The sequence below is a fragment of the Nonomuraea sp. K271 genome, assembly GCF_009908215.1.
Lineage (GTDB): Bacteria > Actinomycetota > Actinomycetes > Streptosporangiales > Streptosporangiaceae > Nonomuraea > Nonomuraea longispora.
In genome coordinates this window covers 1-23,912 of the sequence record NZ_JAAAHR010000079.1, presented here as the reverse complement: position 1 = coordinate 23,912, position 23,912 = coordinate 1, and the positions used below count along the sequence as shown (strand labels likewise).

Annotated in this window: 19 protein-coding genes; 12 read left to right on the top strand and 7 right to left on the bottom strand. The window is 71.5% G+C overall.

The window, feature by feature from the left end:
• Positions 1-7 precede the first annotated feature (7 nt).
• Positions 8-1,003, bottom strand: coding sequence for a sigma-70 family RNA polymerase sigma factor (locus tag GUY59_RS25535; protein WP_138202096.1), 996 nt, complete (start codon positions 1,001-1,003; stop codon positions 8-10).
• Between the two features lie 93 nt (positions 1,004-1,096).
• Positions 1,097-1,747 carry a TetR family transcriptional regulator gene (locus GUY59_RS25530; RefSeq protein WP_236667486.1) on the bottom strand — a complete coding sequence of 217 codons (651 nt, stop codon included), beginning with the start codon at positions 1,745-1,747 and terminating at the stop codon, positions 1,097-1,099.
• Positions 1,748-1,934: 187 nt separating this feature from the next.
• Here GUY59_RS25530 and GUY59_RS25525 point away from each other — a divergent pair, with 187 nt between their 5' ends.
• The 6 genes from GUY59_RS25525 to GUY59_RS25500 are packed head-to-tail and all read left to right on the top strand — an operon-like array spanning position 1,935 to position 8,415.
• A complete protein-coding gene (locus GUY59_RS25525; RefSeq protein WP_138202097.1) occupies positions 1,935-3,614 on the top strand; it encodes an AMP-binding protein in 1,680 nt (559 codons plus the stop codon).
• Positions 3,614-4,765 carry an acyl-CoA dehydrogenase family protein gene (locus GUY59_RS25520; protein ID WP_138202098.1) on the top strand — a complete coding sequence of 384 codons (1,152 nt, stop codon included), beginning with the start codon at positions 3,614-3,616 and terminating at the stop codon, positions 4,763-4,765. Before GUY59_RS25525 ends, GUY59_RS25520 begins: the two co-directional genes overlap by 1 nt.
• Positions 4,765-5,919, top strand: a complete 1,155-nt coding sequence (locus GUY59_RS25515) for an acyl-CoA dehydrogenase family protein (RefSeq protein ID WP_138202099.1) — start codon at positions 4,765-4,767, stop codon at positions 5,917-5,919. The genes GUY59_RS25520 and GUY59_RS25515 overlap by 1 nt, the downstream gene beginning before the upstream one ends.
• Complete coding sequence (locus GUY59_RS25510) at positions 5,916-6,809, top strand: bifunctional MaoC family dehydratase N-terminal/OB-fold nucleic acid binding domain-containing protein (protein WP_138202100.1); 894 nt, start codon at positions 5,916-5,918, stop codon at positions 6,807-6,809. The genes GUY59_RS25515 and GUY59_RS25510 overlap by 4 nt, the downstream gene beginning before the upstream one ends.
• Positions 6,809-7,222, top strand: coding sequence for a MaoC family dehydratase (locus GUY59_RS25505; protein ID WP_132334134.1), 414 nt, complete (start codon positions 6,809-6,811; stop codon positions 7,220-7,222). The genes GUY59_RS25510 and GUY59_RS25505 overlap by 1 nt, the downstream gene beginning before the upstream one ends.
• 17 nt (positions 7,223-7,239) lie before the next feature.
• Positions 7,240-8,415: a lipid-transfer protein gene (locus GUY59_RS25500; protein WP_236667485.1), complete on the top strand. Its 1,176-nt coding sequence runs from the start codon at positions 7,240-7,242 to the stop codon at positions 8,413-8,415.
• On the opposite strand, the gene GUY59_RS25495 is transcribed toward GUY59_RS25500, so the two are convergent.
• Positions 8,405-9,970: a hypothetical protein gene (locus GUY59_RS25495; RefSeq protein WP_138202102.1), complete on the bottom strand. Its 1,566-nt coding sequence runs from the start codon at positions 9,968-9,970 to the stop codon at positions 8,405-8,407. The genes GUY59_RS25500 and GUY59_RS25495 overlap by 11 nt on opposite strands.
• A 266-nt stretch (positions 9,971-10,236) precedes the next feature.
• Here GUY59_RS25495 and GUY59_RS25490 point away from each other — a divergent pair, with 266 nt between their 5' ends.
• The 5 genes from GUY59_RS25490 to GUY59_RS25470 are packed head-to-tail and all read left to right on the top strand — an operon-like array spanning position 10,237 to position 14,142.
• The gene (locus GUY59_RS25490; protein ID WP_138202103.1) at positions 10,237-11,298 is read left to right on the top strand and encodes an ABC transporter ATP-binding protein; all 1,062 of its coding nucleotides are present in this window, start codon (positions 10,237-10,239) and stop codon (positions 11,296-11,298) included.
• The gene (locus tag GUY59_RS25485) at positions 11,291-11,971 is read left to right on the top strand and encodes an ABC transporter permease (RefSeq protein WP_138202104.1); all 681 of its coding nucleotides are present in this window, start codon (positions 11,291-11,293) and stop codon (positions 11,969-11,971) included. The genes GUY59_RS25490 and GUY59_RS25485 overlap by 8 nt, the downstream gene beginning before the upstream one ends.
• A complete protein-coding gene (locus tag GUY59_RS25480; protein ID WP_132334139.1) occupies positions 11,968-12,660 on the top strand; it encodes an ABC transporter permease in 693 nt (230 codons plus the stop codon). The genes GUY59_RS25485 and GUY59_RS25480 overlap by 4 nt, the downstream gene beginning before the upstream one ends.
• 38 nt (positions 12,661-12,698) lie before the next feature.
• Positions 12,699-13,619 (top strand): ABC transporter substrate-binding protein, encoded by a 921-nt coding sequence (locus tag GUY59_RS25475; protein WP_138202105.1) that lies wholly within the window; start codon positions 12,699-12,701, stop codon positions 13,617-13,619.
• A gap of 40 nt (positions 13,620-13,659) precedes the next feature.
• Positions 13,660-14,142: a flavin reductase family protein gene (locus GUY59_RS25470; protein ID WP_252375018.1), complete on the top strand. Its 483-nt coding sequence runs from the start codon at positions 13,660-13,662 to the stop codon at positions 14,140-14,142.
• 16 nt (positions 14,143-14,158) lie between these two features.
• On the opposite strand, the gene sppA is transcribed toward GUY59_RS25470, so the two are convergent.
• Positions 14,159-15,856 (bottom strand): signal peptide peptidase SppA, encoded by a 1,698-nt coding sequence (gene sppA / locus GUY59_RS25465; protein WP_138202106.1) that lies wholly within the window; start codon positions 15,854-15,856, stop codon positions 14,159-14,161.
• A 150-nt stretch (positions 15,857-16,006) separates the two neighbouring features.
• On the opposite strand from sppA, the gene GUY59_RS25460 reads away from it, so the two are divergent.
• A complete protein-coding gene (locus GUY59_RS25460) occupies positions 16,007-18,769 on the top strand; it encodes an AfsR/SARP family transcriptional regulator (RefSeq protein ID WP_161714688.1) in 2,763 nt (920 codons plus the stop codon).
• Positions 18,770-18,985: 216 nt separating this feature from the next.
• Here the strand turns inward: GUY59_RS25460 and GUY59_RS25455 are convergent, their stop codons facing one another.
• From GUY59_RS25455 to GUY59_RS25445, 3 genes are all read right to left on the bottom strand, one after another.
• Positions 18,986-20,341 carry a S8 family peptidase gene (locus GUY59_RS25455; RefSeq protein ID WP_161714687.1) on the bottom strand — a complete coding sequence of 452 codons (1,356 nt, stop codon included), beginning with the start codon at positions 20,339-20,341 and terminating at the stop codon, positions 18,986-18,988.
• A 155-nt stretch (positions 20,342-20,496) separates the two neighbouring features.
• Positions 20,497-21,870: a S8 family peptidase gene (locus GUY59_RS25450; RefSeq protein ID WP_161714686.1), complete on the bottom strand. Its 1,374-nt coding sequence runs from the start codon at positions 21,868-21,870 to the stop codon at positions 20,497-20,499.
• 192 nt (positions 21,871-22,062) lie between these two features.
• The coding region (locus tag GUY59_RS25445) for a S8 family peptidase (protein ID WP_161714685.1) at positions 22,063-23,912 on the bottom strand (1,850 nt) is incomplete at its 5' end.

The following is a 23,912-nucleotide window of genomic DNA, read 5'->3' as shown; positions in this document are numbered from 1 at the left end:
ACGCGTTCTACTTTGTCGCGGAAGCCTCGGCCGGCAAAGTCTCCGGCAGGCCGAACGTGTCGAACAGCCGCAGTTCGAAGAACATCCCGACGTGGCTGATGCCCTCCCCGGCGAGCGTCAGCACCATCAGCCCGAACCGCCGGTGCGCACCGTCTTCGAGGTGGTAGAGCGCGAAGCCCGGCTGGCCGTTGGCCGCGATCGGCACCATCCGCAGGTCGCCCGCCTTCTCGGCCGGGCACCGCGCCTTGACGAGCTCGGCGATCGTGCGCGGCCCTTGGTACCAGCCCACGAACGGCGGCATCTCCCACACGGCGTCCTCGGTGAACAGGTCGACCAGGCTGTCGATGTCGTAGTTCTCGAACGCCGCGACGTAACGGTCGAGCTGCTCACGCTGCTCCCGCGTCAGCGGCTCGACCGGGTCGTCCATGGTCGGCGACACGTCCTTGAGCTGGGCGCGGGCCCGCTGGAGGATGCTGTTGACGGCCGCGGTGGAGACGCCGACCGCCTCGGCCACCTCGGCCGCCTTCCACCGGAGCACGTCACGCAGGATCAGGACCGCACGCTGCCGGGGCGGCAGGTGCTGCAGCGCGGCGATCAGCGCGAGTCTGATGCTCTCGCGCGAGGTCACGATCGAGGCGGGGTCGTCGGCGCCCGCGCCCGCCAGCGCGTCGGGCACGGGCTCCAGCCACGGCACCTCGGTGTCCTGCACCAGCGGCGCGGTGGCCTCCGTGCTCGGAGCGCCGAGGCCCGTGGGCAGCGGCCGCCTGCCGCGGCTCTCCAGCGCGGTCAGGCAGGTGGTGGTGGCGATGCGGTAGAGCCACGTGCGCAGCGAGGAGCGACCCTCGAACCCGTCGTAGGCACGCCACGCGCGGAGGTACGTCTCCTGAACGAGGTCCTCGGCGTCGTGCACCGAGCCCATCATCCGGTAGCAGTGCGCCAGCAACTCGCGCCGCATCGGATCAGCCTGCCGGAGGAAGTCCTCGTTCGTCGGCTTGTCGGTCATACCCCCTGTATAAACGTTGCCACTGACATAACGGCGACATCTTTACCGTCGCGCGGTCGATTCGCCGCCCGGTCCTGAGCAGGGGCGGGCGGCTCAGATGTCGGCGAGCAGCCTGGTGGCGGCGGTCTCGATGCGGCGCTGGATCTGGTCGTACGTCCGGCGCCCGCGGAGCATCTCCAGCAGCTCCTGCACCCACACGCTGGCCAGGGACCCCGCGAGGTCGAGCTGCTCCTCGGTGGCGTCCTCGATCGACAGGCCGTCGGCCGAGACGCGCAGCAGCAGGCCCGTCATCCGGTCGCCGAACGGCGTCTGCACCTCGGCCATGATGAGGGAACGGATGAGCGCGTCGGCCAGCTCGGGCTCGCGCATGAGCCCGCGGGTCGCCCGCATCAGCACGTCGACCGCGCGGCTCGCCGGGGTGGCGGCGCCGGGCGGGCGGCGTTCGATGCTGCTCTCCAGCAGGTCGAGCTCCTCGCCGACCACCGCCACGACAAGATCCATCTTGGACGGGAAGTAGCGGTAGAGCGTGCCGAGCGCCACGCCCGCGCGCTCGGCCACGGTGCGCATCTGCATCGCCTCGACCCCGCCGCGCGAGGCCAGCGCCGCCGCGGCCTGGACGATGCGCTTGCGGCGCTGGTGCTGGCTGCGACTACGGACGCTGTGCCCGCCAGGGGCGGGGTGGCTGTCGATGGCCCTCTCGATGTCGCCGGAGGGCTCGGCGGTCGTCGCGTGCGTGGTACGCATAAGAACACGTTATCTGATTTCTCGATGACGCGGCTTGTTACTCGCGGGTCACAAACTTGCCGTATAGGTGCATGTCTACGGCGTTACAGGCGTATATCTCGACTTATCGGGATAGGTGGCTACTGGACAGATATTAGAATCTGTTCTAGTTTGCGATTCGTCTTACCTAGCGCTTGCTGGAGGAGCGATGACCGCGGACACGCTCGCGTCCCTGCTTCTCGACCGGGCCCAAGACGACCGGCCGGGGCTCATGTTCGAGGACACGACGTGGTCGTGGCGCGAGCACGTCGCCGCCTGCCGGGCGACCGGCGCGTGGTTGCCGGCGCAGGGCGCTGGAGCGCACGTCGGGGTGCTCTGCGACAACGTTCCCGAGCTGGTCTTTCTCGTGGGGGCGGCGGCGCTGGGCGGGCCCGTGGTGGTCGCGCTGAACCCGACCCGGGCGGTCGGCGAACTGGTCCGTGACGCCCGCGCCACCGACGTGAGCCTCCTGCTCGCCGGCGACCCCTACGGGCCGGCCGCCCGTACGGTCGCCGAAGCGCTCGGCATCGCGGCCGTTCCCCTGTCCGCCGTCTCCTCGGATCCTGCGGGCGCCGGACGGGGGCCCGATGGTGCTCCCCGGGGCGTCGGCGGCCGGACGTCCCCGGCGGCATCCGCCGGAGCTCCACGGGCACCGGAGACGGCGCACGATCCCGGAGGACTCGTCATGCTGGTCTTCACGTCCGGCACCTCGGGTCGTCCCCGGGCCGTGCGCATCACGCAGCGCAAGCTCGCCGTCCCCGGTAGGAGCCTGGCCGCGCTGCTCACGCCCGGCGACGTCGTCTACTGCTCGATGCCGCTCTTCCACTCCGGCGCCCTGATGGCCGCCTACGCCCCCGCCGTGGCGTCGGGGGCGGCGCTGGTGTTGCGGCGGCGCTTCTCGGCCTCCGGGCTGCTGCCCGACATCAGGCGGTACGGCGGTACGTACCTCCACTACGTCGGCAAGGCGCTCTCCTACGTTCTCGCCACCCCCGAGCGGCCGGACGACGCCGCCAATCCCCTGAAGGTCGCGTTCGGGAACGAGGGGAGCGCGGTGGCGGTCAGGCGGTTCGGGGAGCGGTTCGGCTGCCGCGTGATCGACGCCTTCGGCTCCACGGAGACGGCCATCTCGTTCACCCCTGACCCGGGGGCTCCGCCGGGCTGCCTCGGCAGGCTGCCCGAGGGCGTGGCGATCCTCGACCCGTCCACCGGGCGTGCCTGCCCGCCCGGCCTCATCGAGGACGGCCGGCTGCTCAACCCGGACGAGGCCGTCGGCGAGCTGGTCAACACGGCCGGGCTCGGGTTGTTCGAGGGCTACTACAACGACCCGGACGCCGACGCCGAGCGGGTCAGGGAAGGCGCGTACTGGTCGGGGGACCTGGCCTACACGGACGCCGACGGGTACGTGTTCTTCGCGGGGCGCGGCACCGAGCGCCTGCGCGTGGACGGTGAGAACCTGGCCGTCGCCCCCGTCGAGGCCGCGCTGCGCGAGTTCGACGGAGTGGTGGAGGCGGCCGTCTACCCGGTGCCCGATCCGGCGGCGGGCGACCAGGTCATGGCGGCCCTCGTCATGGAGACGGCCTTCGACCCGGCGGCGTTCGCGGCGTTCCTCGCGTCGCGCCGCGACCTGGGCGCCAAATCCTTACCCCGCTATATCCGGCTTTCTGAGCATCTACCCCAGACGCCGTCTCACAAGGTCATCAAGCGGATCCTCGCCGCCGAGGCCTGGCGGGCCGCCGACCCGGTCTGGCTCCGCACCCCCGGCGGGTTCCGGCTGTTGACGGACGCGGACGTCAAGGGGATAGAGGAGGAGTTCGTACGGCACGGCAGGCACCACCTCTTGGAGCGCTGATGGATTTCGATCTGGACGAGACCCAGCAGGACCTGAACAAGCTGGCGGCCGAGGTCCTGGCCAGGGAAGGGGACGAGGACCGGCTCTGGCAGGCCGGTCTGATGAGCGTGTGCGTCCCCGAGGAGGCGGGCGGGGCCGGGCTCGGGCCGGTGGAGATGGCCGTGGTGCTGCGCGAGGTGGGGGCGCGGGCGGCGCCGGTCCCCGCGCTGGCCACGTTGGTGAGCACGCTGGCCCTGGCCCGCCACGGCACCCCTGACCAGCAGCGTCGCGTCACCCGTGCCACCGTCGCCCTCCGCGAGCCCGGCCGGGCCCTGGCCGAACCGCCCGCGACGGCCGCCCGCCGTATCGGCGGCCCGGATGGCGGCCCGGATGGCGGCCCGGATGGCGGCCCGGATGGCGGCCCGGACGGCTCCGTGAGTCGCGGGGCGGTTCCGTCCGATGCGCCCGGCGACGCGGGCGGAACGCCGGTTCCCGCCGGTGCGTCCGACGGCGGATGGGCGCTGACGGGGCGGAAGGTGTCGGTGCCCCATCTCGGCGGCTCGGCGCTCGTCGCCGCCGACGCGGGGTTGTTCCTGGTCGAAGGGATACCGGATGGGGCGGGCGGCCCCGGTGGGCCGGTGCGCGGGGTGCGGGCGACTCCCGAATTCACCTCCACCGGCGAGCCCGCGGCCACCCTCGTGTTCGACGACGCCCCGGCCGAGCGGGTCGGCGGGCCCGAGGCGGTGGACGGAACCAGGAGGCTGTTCATGGCCGCCGTCGCCGCCCAGGCCTCCGGCGTCCTCGCGGGAGCGCTGGAGCTGACCACGTCGTACATCAGGACGCGTCGGCAGTTCGGCCGGGCGCTGGCCGAGTTCCAGGCGGTGACCATGCAGATCGCCGACGTCTACATCGCGGGACGGGCGCTCGACGTGGCCATGTGGTCGGCGGCGTGGCGGCTGGGGGAAGGGCTGCCGGCCGACCAGGACCTGGCGCTGGCCGCGTACCACGCCGGAGAGGCCGTCAAGGCGCTCCACACCTGCCAGCACCTGCACGGCGGGCTTGGGCTGGACGTGATCTACCCGCTGCACCGCTACTTCGCGCAGGCCAAGCACCTGTCCCACCTGCTCGGCGGTGCCGGAGCCCAGCTCGACCTGATGGGAGCGCTCGTCTGATGCTGATCGACCTCACTCCTGACCAGCGCGCGCTCCGGGACGAGCTGCGCGAGTACTTCCATGGTTGCCTGACCGCCGAGGACCGCAGGAAGATCGCCGAGAACCCGTTCGGCGAGACGTACATGGAGCACTGCCGCCGCCTCGGCCGCGACGGCAAGCTCGGCCTCGGGTGGCCCAAGGAATACGGCGGTGGCGGCTACGGCCCCCTGGAGCAGCAGATCTTCGCCAACGAGATCGCCCGCGCCGGCGTGCCGTACCCGATCATCACGGTGCAGACCGTCGGGCCCACGCTCATGCAGTACGGGACGCCGGAGCAGAAGGACTTCTTCCTGCCGCGCATCCTCGCCGGCGAGTGCCACTTCGCCATCGGCTACAGCGAGCCGGAAGCGGGCACCGACCTGGCCTCCCTGCGGACCACGGCGGTGCTCGACGGCGACCACTACGTCGTCAACGGGCAGAAGATCTTCACCAGCGGCGCGCACTACGCGCAGTACATCTGGCTCGCGGCCCGTACGAACCCCGAGGCCAAGAAGCACAAGGGCATCACCATGATGATCGTCTCCACGGACGACCCCGGCTACTCGTGGACCCCGATCGTGACCATGGACGGCCGCCACCACACCAACGCCACGTACTACTCCGACGTGCGCGTCCCCGTGAACATGGTGGTCGGCGAGGTTGACCGCGGCTGGGACCTGATCGTCAACCAGCTCAACCACGAACGCGTGACCCTGGGCCCCGCGGGAAACCTCGGTCAGACCTACGACCGTTTCCTCGCCTGGGCGCGCCGTACGGGCCTGGCGGGCCATCCTGACGTACGGCGCGCGCTGGCCGCGGTGTGGGCGGCCTTCCGCACCAACGAGCTGCTCAACTGGCAGGTCGCCGCCAACATGGACCTCGGCTGGCTGGGAGCGCCCGACGCGTCCGCCACCAAGATCTACGGCTCGGAGCGCATGCAGGAAGCGGGCAGGATCGTCGGCGACACCCTGGCGAGGCACGGCGACCCGTCCGACCCCGAGACGGCCGAGCTGCTCGAACGCGTGGACCTCGGGGTCAAGGGCGCGGTGGTGCTGACGTTCGGCGGCGGGGTGAACGAGGTGCAGCGGGAACTGATCGCGATGCTCGGCCTGAACCTGCCGAGGCCCCCGCGATGACCGAGGCGGAGCTGCGGGAGCTGGCGGGCAAGCAGACGGCGCTGGGGGAGATGCGCGGCGCGCCGGGCCCCGACCCGGTGAACGCGCCCATGATCAGGCACTGGCTGGCCGCCATGGGCGACACCAACCCGGCCTACCTGGACAAGGGCCTGGCCCCACCCGCGATGGCGCAGGTGTGGACCATGCAGGCTCCCCGCCAGGGCCGCTCGCCGGTGGACGACCTGATGGCCGCGCTCGACGGCGCCGGCTACACGGGCGTGGTGGCGACCAACTGCGAGCAGACCTACCACCGCTACGCGCGCGTGGGTGAGCGGCTGACGCCCGCCACCCGGTTCACCGACCTGGCGGGCCCCAAACAGACCGCACTCGGCGTGGGCTACTTCGCCACCTGGAACGTCACCTGGTACGGCGACGGCGACGAGCCGGTGGCCGAGATGCTCTTCCGCGTGCTCAAGTTCCGGCCCAGGCAAGGCGCGGGCGAGGAGCGGCCGCCGTACCCGTTGCAGCCGGCGGTCAACCAGGACACGTCGTTCTTCTGGGAGGGCGCGAAGAGCGGCGAGCTGCGCATCCAGACCTGCGCCGACTGCGGGCGGTTACGCCACCCGCCGGGCCCTCTGTGCACTCGCTGCCGCTCGTCCCACCTGACCTACACGGTCGCGAGCGGCCACGGAACCCTCTACAGCTACGTCGTCCACCACCATCCGCCGGTGCCCGGCCGGGAGACGCCGTTCGTGGTGGGCGTGGTGGAGCTGCCGGAGGGCGTACGGGTCGTGGGCAACGTCGTGGGCTGCCCGCCCGGGGAGGTGGAGATCGGCATGGCGCTGCGCGTGACGTACCGGCCGATGGACGACCGGCTCGTCCTCCCCATGTGGACCCCGGAGGAGCCGTGATGCGAACGCTGACCGCGGACGAGGTCGAGGCCGGAGCCGAGCTGCCCGAGTTGTCCGTCGAGCTCACGCCGACCGTGGTCGTCTCGGCCGCCCTGGCCACCATGGACCTCACCCCGGTGCACCACGACACGGAACGGGCCCGCGCCCAGGGCTCGAAGGACATCTTCCTCAACATCCTGACCACGATGGGCCTGGTCCAGCGGTACGTCACCGACTGGGCGGGCCCGGAGGCCGTCATCAAGGGCATCGACGTCAGGCTCGGCGTCCCGGCGTACGCGGGCGACCGCCTGACCTTCACCGGGACGGTCGTGTCGCGCGAGGGCGGGCGCGTCACGGTCGAGGTGCGCGGCAAGGTGAGCCTGGGCTCCCACGCCGGCGGCACCGTCACCCTGACCCTCCCCCCAGCCGGATGAACCAGAAGGAGAGGGTGTTGTCGCGAACGAGCGCCGCCATCGCGGGCATCGGCGCCACCGAGTTCAGCAAGCGGTCGGGACGGTCGGAGCTGCGGCTCGCCGCCGAGGCCGTGCTGTCGGCGCTGGACGACGCGGGGTTGTCACCCGGTGACGTGGACGGCCTGGTGACCTTCACCCAGGACGCGAACCAGGAGATCGCCGTGGCCAGGGAGACGGGCATCGGCGAGCTGACGTACTTCTCCCGCGTCGACTACGGAGGCGGTGCGGCCTGCGGGACGGTGGCGCACGCCGCCATGGCCGTGGCGACGGGCATGGCGCGTACGGTGGTGTGCTACCGAGCCTTCAACGAACGTTCGGGACGTCGCTTCGGCCAGCCGAACGCCCGCATAGGAGGCGAACCCACCTCGCAGGGGCTGGAAATGAGCTGGCACGTGCCGTTCGGGCTGATGACGCCGGCGGCCTGGGTGGCCATGTTCGCGCAGCGCTATCTGCACGTCCACGGAGCGAGCTCCGAGGACTTCGGCCGGGTGGCGGTGGCCATGCGCAGGCACGCGGCCACCAACCCGGCCGCCTGGTTCCATCAGCGACCCATCACGCTGGAGGAGCACCAGGCGTCCAGGTGGATCGTGGAGCCGCTGCACCTCCTCGACTGCTGCCAGGAGAGCGACGGCGCGGTGGCGCTCGTCGTGACCGGCGCCGAACACGCCCGCGACCTGCGCCGCTCGCCGGCGTACATCACGGCGGCGGCCCAGGGGGCGGGCGCGGACCAGATGATGATGACGAGCTACTACCGGGACGACATGACCGGGCTTCCCGAAATGTCGGTCGTCGCCCGGCAACTCTGGAAACAGTCCGGCCTGACTCCCCGCGACATCACCACCGCCATCCTGTACGACCACTTCACCCCGTTCGTGCTCACCCAGCTGGAGGAGCTCGGCTTCTGCGGTCGCGGCGAGGCGCCGGAGTTCGTCAAGGACGGGGGCATCGAGCTGGACGGGCGCCTGCCGGTCAACCCGCACGGCGGGCAACTCGGGGAGGCCTACATCCACGGCATGAACGGCATCGCGGAGGCGGTGCGCCAGATCCGGGGCACCGCCGCCAACCAGCTGGCCGGCGTCACCAACGTCCTGGTCACGGCCGGGACGGGGGTTCCCACCAGCGGTCTCATCCTGTCCGCGGCGGTCAGCCGTTGAAGATCGGCATGGAGAAGAAGACGATCATCGCGATCGCCACGCACATCAGGAACCCGACCAGCTCCCAGACCCAGTCGTAGTGGCGCTCCCGGCGGCGCCGCACCTTCCGCGGCCCGACCGGCGCCGGACGTCGCTTCGGCGCGGGCCTGGCCCGCACCGGGCGCGGCGCCAGCATCCCGCCATCCTCCCGTGCGGAAGTGCCGCGAGCGGACGCCTCTGACGGCTCCCCGGAGCGCGGCCCGAGCATTGACGACTTCCGAGCGGGCTGCTCAAGCCCTCCGGAGGGCTTGCGGGCGGGATTCCTGCGGGTGGTGTGCCCCCGAGCGGGCGGCTCGCTCTGGTGAACCTCACTCTCGGGAGCCTCGTCGAGCGGAGCCAGCTGCTGGTCGGGCAGCCGATAGACCGGCTCGGACGGCGCGGCGGACCGGGAGGGCGCGGCGGCCGGTCCGGCGGTGGCGTTTTCGCCGCTCCTGGCGCGCGGCCGGAACAGCGGCGCCGCCTCCCGGGCTTCGTCCTCCCCGCGCGACGGCGGCGGCGCCGGGCGGGCCGGCCCCTTGTGGACGAGGACGTCCCCCGTCATGTAGGGGTCGGGCGCGTCCTTGGGCAGGATCACGTCGCCCGTCGCGAACGGCCCAGGACCGTCGGGCTGGGGAGCGGCCATGAAGAACGGCCGCTCCCCAGCCGGTGAGGCGGACGCCCAGGGGCCGCCGAGCGGGTCCCTGAGCGGCCGGATGGAGCCGAGCGGGTCGCGCAGCCGATGATGGTCGTCCGTGGCCTCGCGGTATTTCGGCATCGGGGTGGTGGTCGCGTCGTGCTCCGGCACCTGCGACGTCGAAGGCGGCGTCAGCAGCTCGGCGGGGAAGATCACCGTGCTGGTGGCGGGGTCGCCCTCGGCCGGCGGCTGCGGCCACATCGGCGGGCTGGGCCAGCGCGGCTTCACGAACAGCGGGCCTGGAGCCGCGGAGCGGGAGCCGGCGAAGTGGATGCGCAGCGCGCCGGGAGGCTGCGGCCACGGCAGCCGGCCGAGCACGTCGTTCAGCGGCGCCACGTGCAGCGCGCTGTAGACGTCGGCCACCGGCTTGGGCACGCGAATCCCGGTCGCGGCGAGGGCCGAGCCCAGCGACTCCCTGAACCGGTTGGCGGCCGCCACCGTCAGTTCCTCGGCGGTGTCGGGCGCGATGTCCAGCACCCACGCGAGCTCGGCCTTGCTCAGCCCGCAAACCGCGCACAACACCAGCACCTCGCGCTGGTGGGGGCGCAGGTCGCGCAGGACGCGCTCGACGAGCGCGGTGGCCGGGTCGATGAGCGGGTCGACGGCGGGCGGGGAGTAGACGATGTCGCGCCGGTGGATCTCACGGCGGGCGAACGCGTAAAGGGCGGCGCGGGGAGGCTGGGCGACCGGGACGCCGGTGAGCACGGCCACCAGGACATCGGACGCTGAGCCGACGTCGCCGAGCTGGTCGGCGCAGTATGCGAACAGCCCTGCGGCATGACGGTCGTAGAGCTCCGCGATCTGTTCGGCGCGCGGGCGCTGATCGGTGAGCGGCTGGGACACGGGCCGATCCTCTTGCTGTGTGCCGACGCTGAGGGTGAGGGTGCGCGTCAGGAGATTGTTGTGGTAATCATGCCAATCCTGATGGTCCGGCGCACTACCAGATGCAGATTTCGTGTAAATATCCCTGGTCAGTGAAACGCTTAAGCCCGCCCCGATGAGGACAGAGCGGCACGGATCGCCGTAGTCTGTGGATCCAAGAGATCATGCGGCGGTCGTGGCAGGGGGCTGCGACCCCTGCCAGAAGCCCACGGAGCGAAAGTTCGCGCGTGATCACATTCGACGCTGTCACCAAACGTTTCCCGGACGGAACGGTTGCCGTGGACGACCTCACCCTGGAGGCCCCCACAGGCGAGATCACCGTACTCGTCGGGCCCTCGGGCTGCGGCAAGACGACCTCCCTTCGGATGATCAATCGCATGATCGACGCCTCGGAGGGACAGATCCTCCTCGACGGCGTGCCGGTCCAGAGCATCGACCCCCCGACGCTGCGCCGCGGCATCGGGTACGTCATCCAGCAGGCCGGGCTGTTCCCGCACCGGAAGATCGTCGACAACATCGCCACCGTCCCCTACCTCCTCGGCTGGGACCGGAAGAGGGCCCGCGGCAGGGCCATGGAGTTGCTCGAACGGGTCGGGCTCGACGCGGCGCTGGCCGGCCGCTACCCGTTCCAGCTGTCGGGCGGGCAGCAGCAGCGCGTGGGCGTGGCCAGGGCGCTGGCCGCCGACCCGCCCGTGCTCCTCATGGACGAGCCGTTCAGCGCGGTCGACCCCGTGGTGCGCACGACCCTGCAGGAGGAGTTGCTCAGGCTCCAGAGCGAGCTGAACAAGACCATCGTGTTCGTCACGCACGACATCGACGAGGCCATCAAGCTCGGCGACAAGGTGGCGGTGCTGCGCGTCGGCGGCAGGCTCGCGCAGCTGGCCGCGCCCAAGACGTTGTTGTCGGAGCCGTCCGACGACTTCGTCCGCGAGTTCCTCGGTCACGACAGGGGGATCAGGCGGCTGCAGTTCGTCTCCACGGAGGGTCTGCGGCTGCGTACCGACCTGACGGTCCGGCAGGGCGGCGAGGGCGGCTCGTCGGAGGAGCCGTGGCTGCTGGTCGTCGACGAGCAGGGCGGGCCGGTCGGATGGATCGCCGGGGCGCGCCCCGGCGAGCTGGAGCCGTTCGGGACGTTCCTGTACGGCCGCGACTCGATGCGCTCGGCGCTCGACGCGGCGCTGCTGTCGCCGTCGGGCTGCTCGGTGGCCGTGGACGACGAGGGCAAGGTCGTCGGCGTGGCCACGAGGGAGGCACTCGACGAGGCGCTGGCGGAGGCCGCGGATGGGTGACGGTCCTCCTTCCCTCTGGGAGTGGATCGGACGCAACTGGGACACCGGCCGGGCGGGCAGCATCAAGGACCTGCTCCTCGACCACCTCACCATGTCGCTCGTGCCGATCCTGCTCGCGCTCGTCGTGGCGCTGCCGCTGGGCCTGGCCTGTGTGCGCTGGCGCTGGCTCTACCAGCCCGCCTCCGGCCTGATGAACGTCGTCTACGCGCTGCCGTCGCTGCCGGTCTTCATGCTGCTGATCTCGGTGACCGGGCTGACACAGACCACGGTGATCATCCCGCTCGCCTTCTACGGCGTGGCGGTCCTCCTGCCCGCCGTGGTCGGCGGGCTGGACTCGGTGCCCGACCACGTGCGCCAGTCGGCCGTCGCGATGGGCTTCACGCCGCGGCGCCGGCTGCTGGCGGTGGAGCTGCCGATCGCGGTGCCGGTGGTGCTGGCCGGCCTGCGGGTGGTCGCGGTCTCCAGCATCAGCCTGGTCAGCGTGGGCGCGCTGATCGGGCAGGGCGGCCTCGGCGGGCTGTTCACCCGGGCGTACCAGAACCCGTTCATGCCGCCGGTGATCGTCGGCATCGTGCTGATCGTGCTGCTGGCGCTGATCGCGGACGGCCTGCTGGTCCTGGCGCAGCGGCTGCTCACCCCGTGGGTGCGCGCGCGGAAGGGGGCCACGTCGTGAACTGGCTGATCTCGTTCTTCGCCTGGATGGGGGAGTTCTTCGGCAACGGCGAGAACTGGTCGGGACCCGGCGGAATCCCCATGCGACTGCTGGAGCACCTGGAGTTCTCGGCGCTGGCGCTGCTGCTGGCCGTGCTGGTGGCCGTGCCGCTGGGGCTGGTGATCGGGCACACGGGCCGGGGAGAGGTGCTGGTCGTCATCTCGGCGAACCTGGCGCGGGCGCTGCCGACGCTGGGGCTGCTGGTGATGTTCGTGCTGCTGCTCGGCACTGCCTCGATCTGGCCGGTGATCATTCCGCTGGTGCTGCTGTCGGTGCCGCCGATCCTGGTCAACACCTTCGAGGGCATCAAGGGGGTCGATCCCGACCTGCGCGACGCGGCGTACGGGATGGGCCTGCGCGGCGGGCAGGTGCTCGGGCGGGTGCTGGTGCCCGTCGCGCTGCCGCTGATCCTGCTGGGCTGCCGGCTGTCGGCGATCCAGGTCGTGGCCACCACGACGGTCGCGGCGTACACCGGGCTCGGCGGGCTCGGGCGTTACGTGATCGACGGTTTCGCGACGAAGGATTACGCCGGCGTCGTCGGTGGTTCCGTATTGATCGTGCTGTTCGCGCTCGTGGTGCAGCTCCTGTTCACACTCGCGCAGAGGGTGACGGTCTCGCCGGGGGTGAGCCGGCGAGTGAATGTTCGATAGCCTCCTGAATTACCTCCCGCTTGAGAAGGGAAAGCAACATGAGACGCATGTTCGGCACCGCGGCGGTGCTCGTGTCAGCGGTGCTCGCGCTGGCCGCCTGCGGTGGCGGCGGCACCGCGGGCAACCCGCTCGACACCACGAGCGCGGCCCCCAGCGGTTCGGCCTCGGGCGGGGGCAAGGCCGTCATCGGATCGTTCGACTTCGACGAGAGCGTGCTGCTCGCCTCGATCTACGCCCAGGCCCTCGAGGCCAAGGGCGTGCAGGTGGAGGAGAAGCCGCGCATCGGCAGCCGCGAGGCCGTCTATGACCAGGTCAAGAGCGGTGGCCTGACCATCGTGCCGGAATACAACGGCAACCTCCTCGCCTTCATCGACCAGGCCGCCACAGCCGCCACCACCGACGAGGTGAACACGGCGCTGAAGGAGAAGCTGCCCGCCGAGCTGGAGGTGCTCGACTCCTCGCCCGCCGAGGACAAGGACACCCTGTCCGTCACCAAGGACACCCAGACCAAGCAGTCGCTCACCACCATGGACGACCTCGCCAAGGTCTCCACGAGCATGATCGTCGGTGGCCCGCCCGAGTTCAAGAAACGGTGGGAGAAGCGGTTCAAGGACGTCTACGGGGTCGAGTTCAAGGAGTGGAAGCCCACCGGGCCCACCACGGCCGACGCCCTGAAGGACGGCACGATCCAGGTCGGCAATGTCTTCAGCACCGACCCGAAGATCGCCGCCAACGACCTGGTGCCGCTCGAGGACACCAAGAACATCTTCCCGGCCCAGAACGTGACGCCGCTGCTCCACAAGGCGTCCGCCTCCGACACGATCCGCACGACGCTCAACGGCATCTCCGCCAAACTGACCACCGAGTCGCTGCTGGAGATGATGCAGAAGATCTCCGTCAACAAGGACGAGCCCGCCATGGTGGCCGAGGAATGGCTGACCTCCAACGGCCTGCGCTGACGCCCGCCGCGAGGGCCGCCGGACGCCGGGGGTCCTCGCGGTGAGCGAGTTCACGGAGGCGATGGCGCAGCTCGCGGCCGGCGTGGCGGTGGTGACCGTACGCGACGGGCGCGACGATCTGGGCACCACTGTCTCGGCGCTGATGTCCGTGTCGCTGGATCCGCCGCTCGTCCTGGTGAGCGTGGGCAGCCACGGCTACCTCAACGAGGTGCTGCTGCGCCAGGACCGCTGGGCCGCGTCGCTGCTGTCGTCGGGGCAGGCGGCCGTCGCCAGCAGGTTCGCCACCCCCGGGCGGCCCAGCGCCCGCCTGCTGGTGGCCGGCACGCCGCACCACCGCGCGCCGCACACGCAGGCGCTGGTTGTGGAGGGAGGGGTGGCCGCGCTGGAGGCCGAGACCACCAAGGTGGTGCCGGCCGGCGACCACACCCTCTATGTCGCCACCGTCCTCGCCGTCGACTACGTCGAGCCCGACCTGCAGCCCCTCGTGCGGCTCCGCGGTCGCTACCGCGCGATCGGCACGTGACGGCCGCGCCCCGCGGTCAGCGGATGACGTACCACGAAGGCAGGATGAGCGGACCCGTGGCGGGCAGGCCCAGCTCGGCGGAGAGCCGGGCCAGCGGGCCCCAGGCGTCCATGCGGAGCCTGGCCAGCGCAGCCGACTTGTCCTCGCTCGAGTCGGGGCCGCGCAGGCGCTCCAGCGGGTTGAGCCGGGGATAGACCCGCACCGGCGCGTCGTCGGCCAGCCCGGCCCGCCCGCGCGCCAGGGCCAGCGCGTGCTCCAGCCCGCCCAGCTCGTCGACCAGGCCGTTCGCCTGCGCGTCGGCGCCGGTCCACACCCGCCCCCTGGCCAGCTCGTGGGCGCGCTCGCGGGTCAGGTCGCGGCTCTTGGCCACCTTGCCCACGAAGTCGTCGTAGATCCGGTCGAGCCAGGCGTTGATCCGCTCCCACTGCTCGGGGGAGAAGCCGCGCGAGGAGGAGAACATCCCGGCGTTGGCCCCGCTGCCCACGAGCTCGGTGCTCATCCCGATCTTCTCGAACAGCTCGGCGAGCACGGCCTTGCCGCCGTAGACCCCGATCGAGCCCGTCAGCGTGCCCGGCTGCGCCACGATCACGTCGGCGGCCATCGACACGAAGTAGCCGCCGGAGGCCGCCACGTCGCCCATCGACACGATCACCGGCTTGACCTTGCGCGTCAGCGTCACCTCGCGCCACACCGTGTCGCTGGCGACGTAGGAGCCCCCCGGGCTGTCGACCCGGAACACGACGGCCTTGACCTGCTCGTCCCGCCTGGCCGCCCGCAGCGCGGCGCTGATCGTGTCGGAGCCCATCGCCCCGCCCCCGCCGAGCGGGCTGCGCCCGCTGCGGCCGGACCTGATCATGCCGTGGCCGTGGACCAGCGCGACCGCGTCGGACATCGGCTGCGGCAGCTTGCGCACGGCGGCGCCCTTGGCGTAGCGGGAGACGTACAGCAGGTGGGCCTCGGCGCCCGCGGACCGCTTGACCTCGTCGTAGACCTCGTCGCGGTAGGCCAGCGCGTCGACCAGCCCTTCCTCCAGCGCCTCGGCGGAGGTGAACGGGCCCCGGTCGAACAGCTCGCGCACCTTGCCGGGGTCGAGCCTGCGGCCCTCGGCGATGCCCGCGACCAGGCTCTCGGTGACCGACTCCACGATGCGGCCGATGGACTCGCGGTGCGCCTCGGTCATGTGGTCCTGGGTGAAGGTGTTGGCGGCGGTTTTGTACTCGTGCCGCTGCGCCACTTCGTAGCCGACGCCCAGCTTGGACAGCGTGCCCTTGACGAAGCGCTGCTCCACCGCCACCCCGGTCAGCCCGACGTCGCCGCTCGGCTGCAGGTAGACCCGCTCGAAGGCGGTGGCCAGGTAGTAGGGCACGGTGCCGCCGCCGAACTCGCCGAACGTCTCGGCGAACGCCACTGCCGGCTTGCCGGAGGCGCGGAAGTGGGTCACCGCCTGGCGCAGCTCCTGCACCATGGCCAGGCCCATCGGGTTGCCCCCGATCTTGACGACCAGCCCCTTGACCCTGGGGTCCTGCCTGGCCCGCCGGAGCCCCGACAGGACGTCGGACAGGCGTGGCTTGCGCATCGACAGGACCACGGTGAGCGGATCCGACGGTGGGCCTTCTGTGAGGCCCTCGGTGAGGTCGAGCTCCAGCACCAGCGGGGCGGTGCGCCGCTGGCGAAGCCTGTCGACGGTTTCGAAGATCGCCTTGCCTGCGTCCATGAGAGCCACCCTAAAGCGACACCATCCGAAACGCGCTGACAAGATGTGGCCGGGGCCCGCGCTCCTGGCCGGGGCCCTTGGCGGCCACCCGCCGGATGCCGCGATAGCTTCGACATGAGTGCCGGTCAAAGGAAAGGAGCGCGGCGGGGTATGCCCGGGGTTTCGATCCGTCTTCTCGGACCGTTCGAGGTGCGGCTGCCCGACCGTACGGTGCAGATAGCCTCGAAACGGCAGCGTGCTCTACTGGCGAGCCTCGCCCTGCAGCCGGGGCGCATCGTGTCCGTCGAGGTCCTGACCGAGCGGATCTGGGGCGCTGACCTGCCGTCGAGCCCTCGCGAGGCCGTGCAGAACAACGTGCACCGGCTCCGGCGGCTGCTCGGGCCCGAGCAGGGCGGGCTGGTGCGCAACGTCGTCGACGGATACGTGCTGGACGTCGGCCCCGACCAGGTGGACGCGTCGCGGTTCGCCGGGCTCGTCCGCGACGCGGAGCGGGCCGCGGTCGACGAGCCGGAGCGCGCCCGCGAGCTGCTGCGGGCCGCGCTGGAGTTGTGGCGGGGCGAGCCGCTCGGCGACGTCGCGTCCGACTCGCTCCAGCGTGACCACGCGCCCGCGCTGACCGAGCGTTACCTCGCGGCCGTCGAGCGGCGGATCGACCTCGACCTGGCGCTCGGCGACCGCGCGCCGAGCACGCTGATCGCCGAGTTGCGCGTGCTGACCTCCCGCTTCCCGGTACGCGAGCCGCTGTGGGAGCGGCTGCTGACCGTGCTGATCGCGGACCGGCGGCAGGCGGAGGCGCTGGAGGCGTACGAGTCCGTACGGAAGATCGTCGCGGACACGCTCGGCGCGGACCCGTCGGCGGCCCTGCGTCGCCTGCACCGGCAGCTGCTGGACGGAGGCCCCGAGCCGGAACGGGTGACACCGCGGCAGTTGCCGCCGGCGCCGGCGGGGTTCGCCGGCCGGACGGCCGAGCTCGGCGCGCTCGACGAGAAGCTCGGCCGCTGGTCCGGCAGCGGGCTCGCCCTGGTGGCGATCCACGGCGTCGGCGGCGCGGGCAAGTCGGCGCTCGCGGTGCACTGGGCCAGGCTCAGGCAGGACCGTTTCTCCGACGGGCAGCTCTACCTCGACCTGCACGGCTACGGCCCCGGCCGGCCGGTCACGGCGGAGGCGGCGCTCGGCCGGCTGCTGCGCTCGATCGGCACGCCGCCCGACCGCGTCCCGAACGACGTGGGCGAGGCCGCGGCGCTGCTGCGCACCCTGCTCGCCGGCCGCCGGATGCTGCTCCTCCTCGACAACGCCCACGACGCCGAACACGTCAGGTCGTTGCTGCCGGGCTCCGACTGCTTCGTCATCGTCACCAGCAGGAGCGACCTGCGCGGCCTGGCCGCGCGCGACGGGGCGCACCGGCTGGCGCTGCGCGAGCTGCCCGACGACGACGCCCTGGCGCTGCTGACGACGGCGATCCCGTGGCACAGGGCGGAGGCGGAGCCCGACGCGCTGGCCGAGCTGGCCCGGCTGTGCGGACGCCTGCCGCTGGCCCTGCGCATCGCCGCCGAGCTGGGCTCCCAGTATCCCGACCGTTCGCTCGCCGACCTGGTCGACGACCTGCGGCAGCGTCGCAGCCCGCTGGACGCCCTGGCCGACAGCGACCCGGGAGCCGACCTGCGTACGGTGTTCTCGTGGTCGTACGACCTGCTTCCGCCGGACCTGGCCCGTGCCTTCTCCCACCTCGGTTGCTACCCGGGCAGTGACATCGGGCTGCCGGGCGCGGCCGCGCTGCTGGACGTCGCGCCGGCCACGGCGCGCGACCTGCTCGACCGGCTGGCCGCCGTGCACCTGCTGGAGAGGCACCGGCCGGGGCGCTACCGGCTGCACGACCTGCTCAGGGAGTACGCCGGGGAGCGGCTGGCCGCCGACCGGCCGGAAGCGGGTGCGGCGGCGTTGCGCCGGGTTCTCGACTGGTATCTGCGGGCGGCCGGCAAAGCCCGCATCGCGCTCGGCTTCTCACGCCCGATCTCGCTCACCGGCAGCGTCGGCGAGACCGCGGTCCCGCTGCCCGACCTTCCCGACAGCGGTGCGGCGTCCGAATGGTTCGAGACCGAACGCAGCACGCTGGTCGCCGCCGTCGTCGCCGCCGCCGACCACGGCCTGCCGGATCACGGCTGGCAGCTGGCCTCCGAGATACGGGACTTCCTCGACCGGGCGCGCTATTTCCCCGACTGGCTGGCGGCGGGCCGGTCAGGGCTGGAGTGCGCGGAGCAACTCGGCGATCCGCTGGCCGGATACCAGGCCGCGTTCGTGCTCGGGGGCGCCTACTCCATCACCGGCGCGTACGAAGAGGCCGACGCGACGCTGCGCCAGGCCCTGCGGAACGCCGAGCGGCTCGGCGACACCGCGAAGATCTCCCGGGCCCTGAGCCTGCTCGGGCTGGTCTGGCAGCGGGCCGAGGACTACGACCGCGCGTTGGCCTACCATCGGCAGGCCGAGGTCGCCGCCCGGCCCGAGCCCTACGCGGTGGTCCGGGCCCATGCCCTGCTCAACTACGGCGCCACCCAGATCGTGGCCGGGCGCTGCGCCGACGCCCTTGGCAACACCCGCGAGGCGCTGGAGATCTACCAGGAGCACGGTCTTGAGCTGCAGGAGGCGTGCGCATGGACCAACCTCGCCGCGGCCTACCAAGGGACCGCCGACTACCCGACGGCGTTGGACCACTGCGATAAGGCGCTGGCGATCTCCCTGCGGCTGGCCGACGTGAGCGGTCAGGTCGAGTCGTTGACGACCCAGGGCGAGATCCAGCTCGCGATGGGCCGCCCGGATGCCGCGCGCGCCTCCTGGGAGGAGGCGCGCGGGCTGCTCAGACCGGCTGATCCCAATCACGCCAGGCTCGATCAGCTGCTCAGGGGCCTGAGCTGCTGATCACGCGAAGCCGGTTGTCCGGTTCTGTTGATGGTTGCCTCCCCCGTGCACTTGCCACCACGTACTCCCTGGGGAGCCGATGTCGGGACAGCACATCAGAGGCCGCTATCAAATCGCTCTCATGCGCCCATCACGGTGGAAAGCGGGATCGCCGGGGCTTGGGCGTGAGCTTCGGGAGCGTCGGCGGGTGAGCGGTGAGCGCTCACCCGCCGACGGTCAGCGGGCGCGCAACGCGGCCCACACGTCGATGCGGGGCGTTGTGACCTCGGTGCCCGCGCTCTCGTACGTGATCGGTTTGCCGGTGCGCTGCAGCGTCGCCAGCAGTCCGTCCACCGGGGCGTTGCGGCGCTTCTCGCGCAGCAGCGCGAAGGCGCCCGCCACGTGCGGGGCGGCCATCGAGGTGCCGCTGAGCGTCGCGTACGCGTTCCCGGCGATCGCCCCCGTGATGGACACGCCCGGCGCGTAGACGTCGAGCAGCGTGCCCCGGTTGGAGAAGGCGGCCACGGCGTCCTGTTTGTCCGTGGCGCCGACGGCGACGGTGTTCGAGACGCACGCCGGCCACGACACCGACGCGTCGAGGCCGGCGTTGCCCGAGGCGACCACCGTGGCGACGCCCTTGGCGAGGAGCTTGTCCACCTCGGCCTTGAAGTCGGCACCGTCGCCCGTGTCGCAGGCGGTGGTGTACTCGCCGCCGCCCAGGCTGAGGTTGACGGAGGCGAGCTTGTACTGGGACGTCAACAGTTCGGCGTACGCCATGCCGGTCAGGATCGACGAGTCGTAGGCCAGGATGCAGACGGGCCGGCCGGAGCAGTACGGCGAGTTGTCGAACCGGCTGAACACCTGCACCGGCACGATGAGCGCCTTGGGCGCGACGCCGTCGGCGGCGAAGTCGGCGGTCCGCTGCCCGGCGGCGATGCCGGCGACGTGGGTGCCGTGGTAGCACAGGCCGTACTGCGGCTGCGGGGCGTCCTTCGTGCAGGCTGCGCTCTCGGCGCTGGCGGCGCCCGGGCCGGCCTGGGACTCGGTGCCGTTGGGGCACAACGGCGTGGAGCCGTCGACGGGGTCGGTGGCGGAGAAGCACGCCTCCGACACGATGCGGTCGCCGAAGGCCGGGTGGTCGGTGTCGATCCCGGTGTCCAGGATCGCGACGGCCGTGCGGTTGCCGGTGGTGCCGTCGGCGTGCGCCCGGTCGGCGCCGATCAGAGGGATGCTCTCCACCAGCGAGGGTTTGTTGAGCTTGTCCTTGCGGATCGAGACGACCGCGGTCTGCGCGGCGAGCTTCTCGAGTTCGGCGCGGGTGCCGCGGTAGACGAAGAAGTTCAGCGCGCCGGCCACTGCGGCGGGCGGTGCCGCGAAGATGTTCTTCTTGCCCCGCTTGATCTTCTCAGCGCTCGACAGCACGGACTTCACCTGGTCGGGCTGTTGCACGCGGACGATGGCGCGGTGTTCGCCGCTCGCCGTGATCGAGGGGTCGATCTTGCTTTTCGGGTCGGCGAGGGCGGGTGTGGCGATGAGCGCGGCCGAAGTGGTGGCTAAGGCGATCGCGCCGGCCAGCAGAGACGACAGTCTCAACTGATCCTCCGGTGGTTCGGGGGGCAATTCTCACCGGAAGTGTAGTAATCGGACAAGTGTTGTCAGAAGGGCAGATGAGTTCTGTTATCCGTTCTTGTTCTCTTCTGTGATGACCGGCGCGGCCGGAGCCTCCGGACTCCGGCCGTGACGCCCCTTCAGACGCGTGCGGCAGGGGTGGCCCGTTCCGCGTCGATCCTGGCGGTGACCGTCGAGGTGCCTCCGGCGTCGTACCGGATGGGTGTGCCCGTGCTCTTCAGCCGCTGCAGGCTCTGCGCGACGGTGTTGTTCGCGTACGCCTGCTTCATCAGCGCGAACATGCCGGCCACATGGGGGGCGGCCATCGATGTGCCGCTCAGCTCGCCGTAGGTGTCGTCGGGCACCGAGGAGTTGATGTCCACCCCCGGCGCGAACAGGTCCAGCATGGCCCCCCGGTTGCTGAAGGCCGCGGGGGTGTCGTTGTCGCCGGTCGCGCCCACCGCGACGGCTGTGGAGATGCAGGCGGGAGAGGAGACACCGGTCGGGGAGCCGCTGTTGCCCGCCGCCACCACGGGCGCCACGCCCAGCGCCACGAGCGCGTCGAACTCCGGCTTGACCCCCGCGGCCGCGGGGTCGGAGTCGCACGCCTGGGTGAACAGGCCCCCGCCGGCCAGGCTCAGGTTCACCGCGGCGACGTTGCTGCCCCTCGCGACCCGGGCCACGTATTCGAGCGCCAGCTTCTGGTCCGAGGTGTAGCTGAGGAAACAGGGCGCGCTGCCGCCCCCTGACCCGCAGGTCAGGGGGTTGTCCACGCGGCTGAAGACCTGGATGGCGAGGATCCCCGCCGCGGGGGCGACGCCGTTGGACGGCGCCCCCGCGGTCACCGCGCCCGCCGCGATGCCGGCCACGTGCGTGCCGTGCGAGCAGGCGTTCGCCCCGTTGACCAGGCACTGGGCGGTCTCGGCATCCGCCGAGCCCGGCCCTGTCTGGCTCGGCTGGCTGTTCGGGCAGAGCGAGACGGTGCCGTCACTGGCGTCGGAGGAGGAGAAGCACGCCTCGTCCACCAGCCGGCCGCGGAAGAAGGGATGGTCCCGGTCGATGCCCGTGTCGAGCACGGCGACCGTCGTGCCCCTCCCCGTCCAGCCGGCGGTGTTCGCCCGGTCCGAGCGGATCAGGGCGGTGCTGGCGTCCAGCGTGGGATGGCGCAGCTCGTCCTTGTAGACGGACTGGATCCTGTCGTCCTTCCTGAGCTTGGCCAGCGTGCGCTGGTCCACCTCGGCGACGAAGAATCGCGACGACGAGGCCGCCTCCAGGACCCGGCTCCCCTCCGAGGCCTGTTCGAGCTCCTTGGCGACGACCTGGGCGTTCTGGCCGGGCTTGAGCTGGATGATGGAGCGAACCCGGGTCTTCGCCTTGATCTCCGCGACGAGCGCGGGGCTGATGACGGGGTCGCCGGTGTCTTTCGTGTCGGCTTGCAGCGGCGGCGCCGCGAACAGCACGGCGCACAACACGGCCAGCGCGCTCGCGCATGCCGACAGAGACCGTAGCCTCACATGTTCCTCCGAAGGTCGGTTCGTCCTTGAGGCTGGGAGCGTTCCGCTCCTGGCCGCGTACTGCCGCATACATCCCCCTTGCCACAAGGGTGATGTGGGAGATGAAAGCGAGCACCGCGACCTTGGAGACGTTTTTGCCTCAGGGCGACCAAAGGGAAAGGCCGGTCGGACGAGACCGGCCTTTCCCATGGGTCACCTGGTCGACGTGACGACCTTCTTCGTCGCCTTCTTCAGCGCCGACTTGGACGGCTTCTCGCTGAGCCGCACCTTCTCGGCGGCAGCCAGCGTCGTGGTGCCGTTCGTGCCGTGCGCCCAGTTCAGCCAGGCCGTCAGCAGCGCGCCGTCCAGCCTGGCCTTGCCCGTGCCGGTGTTCTTCAGCACCCGGTACGCCTTGCCGAGCGAGGACGCCTTCGTCAGCTCGGGGAACACCTTGCTCGACTTGCCGATCAGCTTCAGGTAGCAGGTGAGCGTGTCGTCGGCGATCGTCCCGCTGCCGCGGTGGATCTCCACGGCCCACTTCTTGGCCGTCAGTTTCCTGACTGTCCTGCCCCGCGTGCAGACCGTGCTCGCCGGTTTCACGACAGGACTCGCGGTGACCGTCACCGTGACCGTCACGGTGGGCAGCGGCACCGGCGAGGCGGACGACGTCGGCTCCGGGCCCGGGTCCGCCGGGTCGTCCGGCTCGGGGGAGGGGCCGCTGCCGTCACCCGGATCGGGGCGGGTGTCGTCGGGCGGCGCCACCGGGGTCTGCGAGATCGGCGGCTGCGGCGCGGCCCCGGCCAGCGCCGCCGCCAGGTCGAGGCGCGGCGTGGTGACCTGCGTGCCGTTGGCGTCGTACACGTACGGCCTGCCGGTCGTCTTCAGCTTGTCGATCAGCTCGGCCATCGGCGTCTGCGGGAAGGCCGCCTTCATCAGCGCGAGCCCGCCTGCCACGTGCGGGGTGGCCATGGAGGTGCCGCTGTAGACGGTGGTCGCGTTGTCCGGCACCGACGACTCGATGTCCACGCCCGGCGCGAACAGGTCGAGCACGGCGCCGCGGTTGGAGAAGTCCGCGATGGCGTCGCCGCCGTCGTTCGCTCCCACGGCCACGGCGCTGGAGATGCAGGCCGGGTACGAGGTCCCCTCGAAGAACTCGTTGCCCGCGGCCACCACGGTCGCTATGCCCTTGGCCAGCAGCGCGTCGATCTTCGGCTTGAAGATCGCCCCTTCTTCGGAGGTGTCGCACTCGTTCTCGAACAACAGCCCGCCGAGGCTCAGGTTCACCGCGGCGACCGGCTGGCTCAGCCCGGCCACGTAGTCCATGGCCTGCAGCAGCGACGACTCGTAGGCCAGCAGGCACGACGGCTCGCCGCAGAGGTTCTCGTCGTTGACCCGGCTGAACACCTGCACCGCCACGATGCCCGCCCCGGGCGCCACACCGCCGCTGCCGGCCGCGATGCCCGCCACGTGGGTGCCGTGGTCGCACAGGTTGACGCCGCCCGACAGGCACTTCCCGGTGGTCGCGTCGGCCGCGCCGGCCCCGGACTGCTGTGTCTGGCCGTTCGGGCAGAGCGACTCGACGCCGGGTTCGACGGCGGAGAAGCAGGCCTCGGCCACGACGCGGCCGTTGTACCAGGGGTGGTCGGGGTCGATGCCGGTGTCCAGCACCGCCACCGCCTGGCCGGCGCCGGTGAAGCCCTTGGCGTGTGCCTGGTCGGCGCCGATCAGCGTGAGGTTCGAGCCGGCCTGGGTCGGCGTGTACGTCCTGTCGCGGCGGATGGAGGCGACCCGCGGGTCCTCGGCCAGTTTGGCCAGTTCCTCGGCGGTGCCCTTCACGACCATGAACGCCTGGCTCTGCGGTTGCAGCACCACGTCCACGCTCTCGGCGGCGGCCTGGGCCGCGACGGGAGCGTTCTCCGCGGGGCCGGTCAGCTCGACGATGGCTCGTGCGGTGCCACCGTCGACGCCTAAGCCCTCCTCGACCTTCTCCTCGGGCGGGGCCTCGGTTTCCGAGGGAGACTCAACGGGGGGCTCAGCGGAGGGCTCGGCGGGCGGCTCAGCGG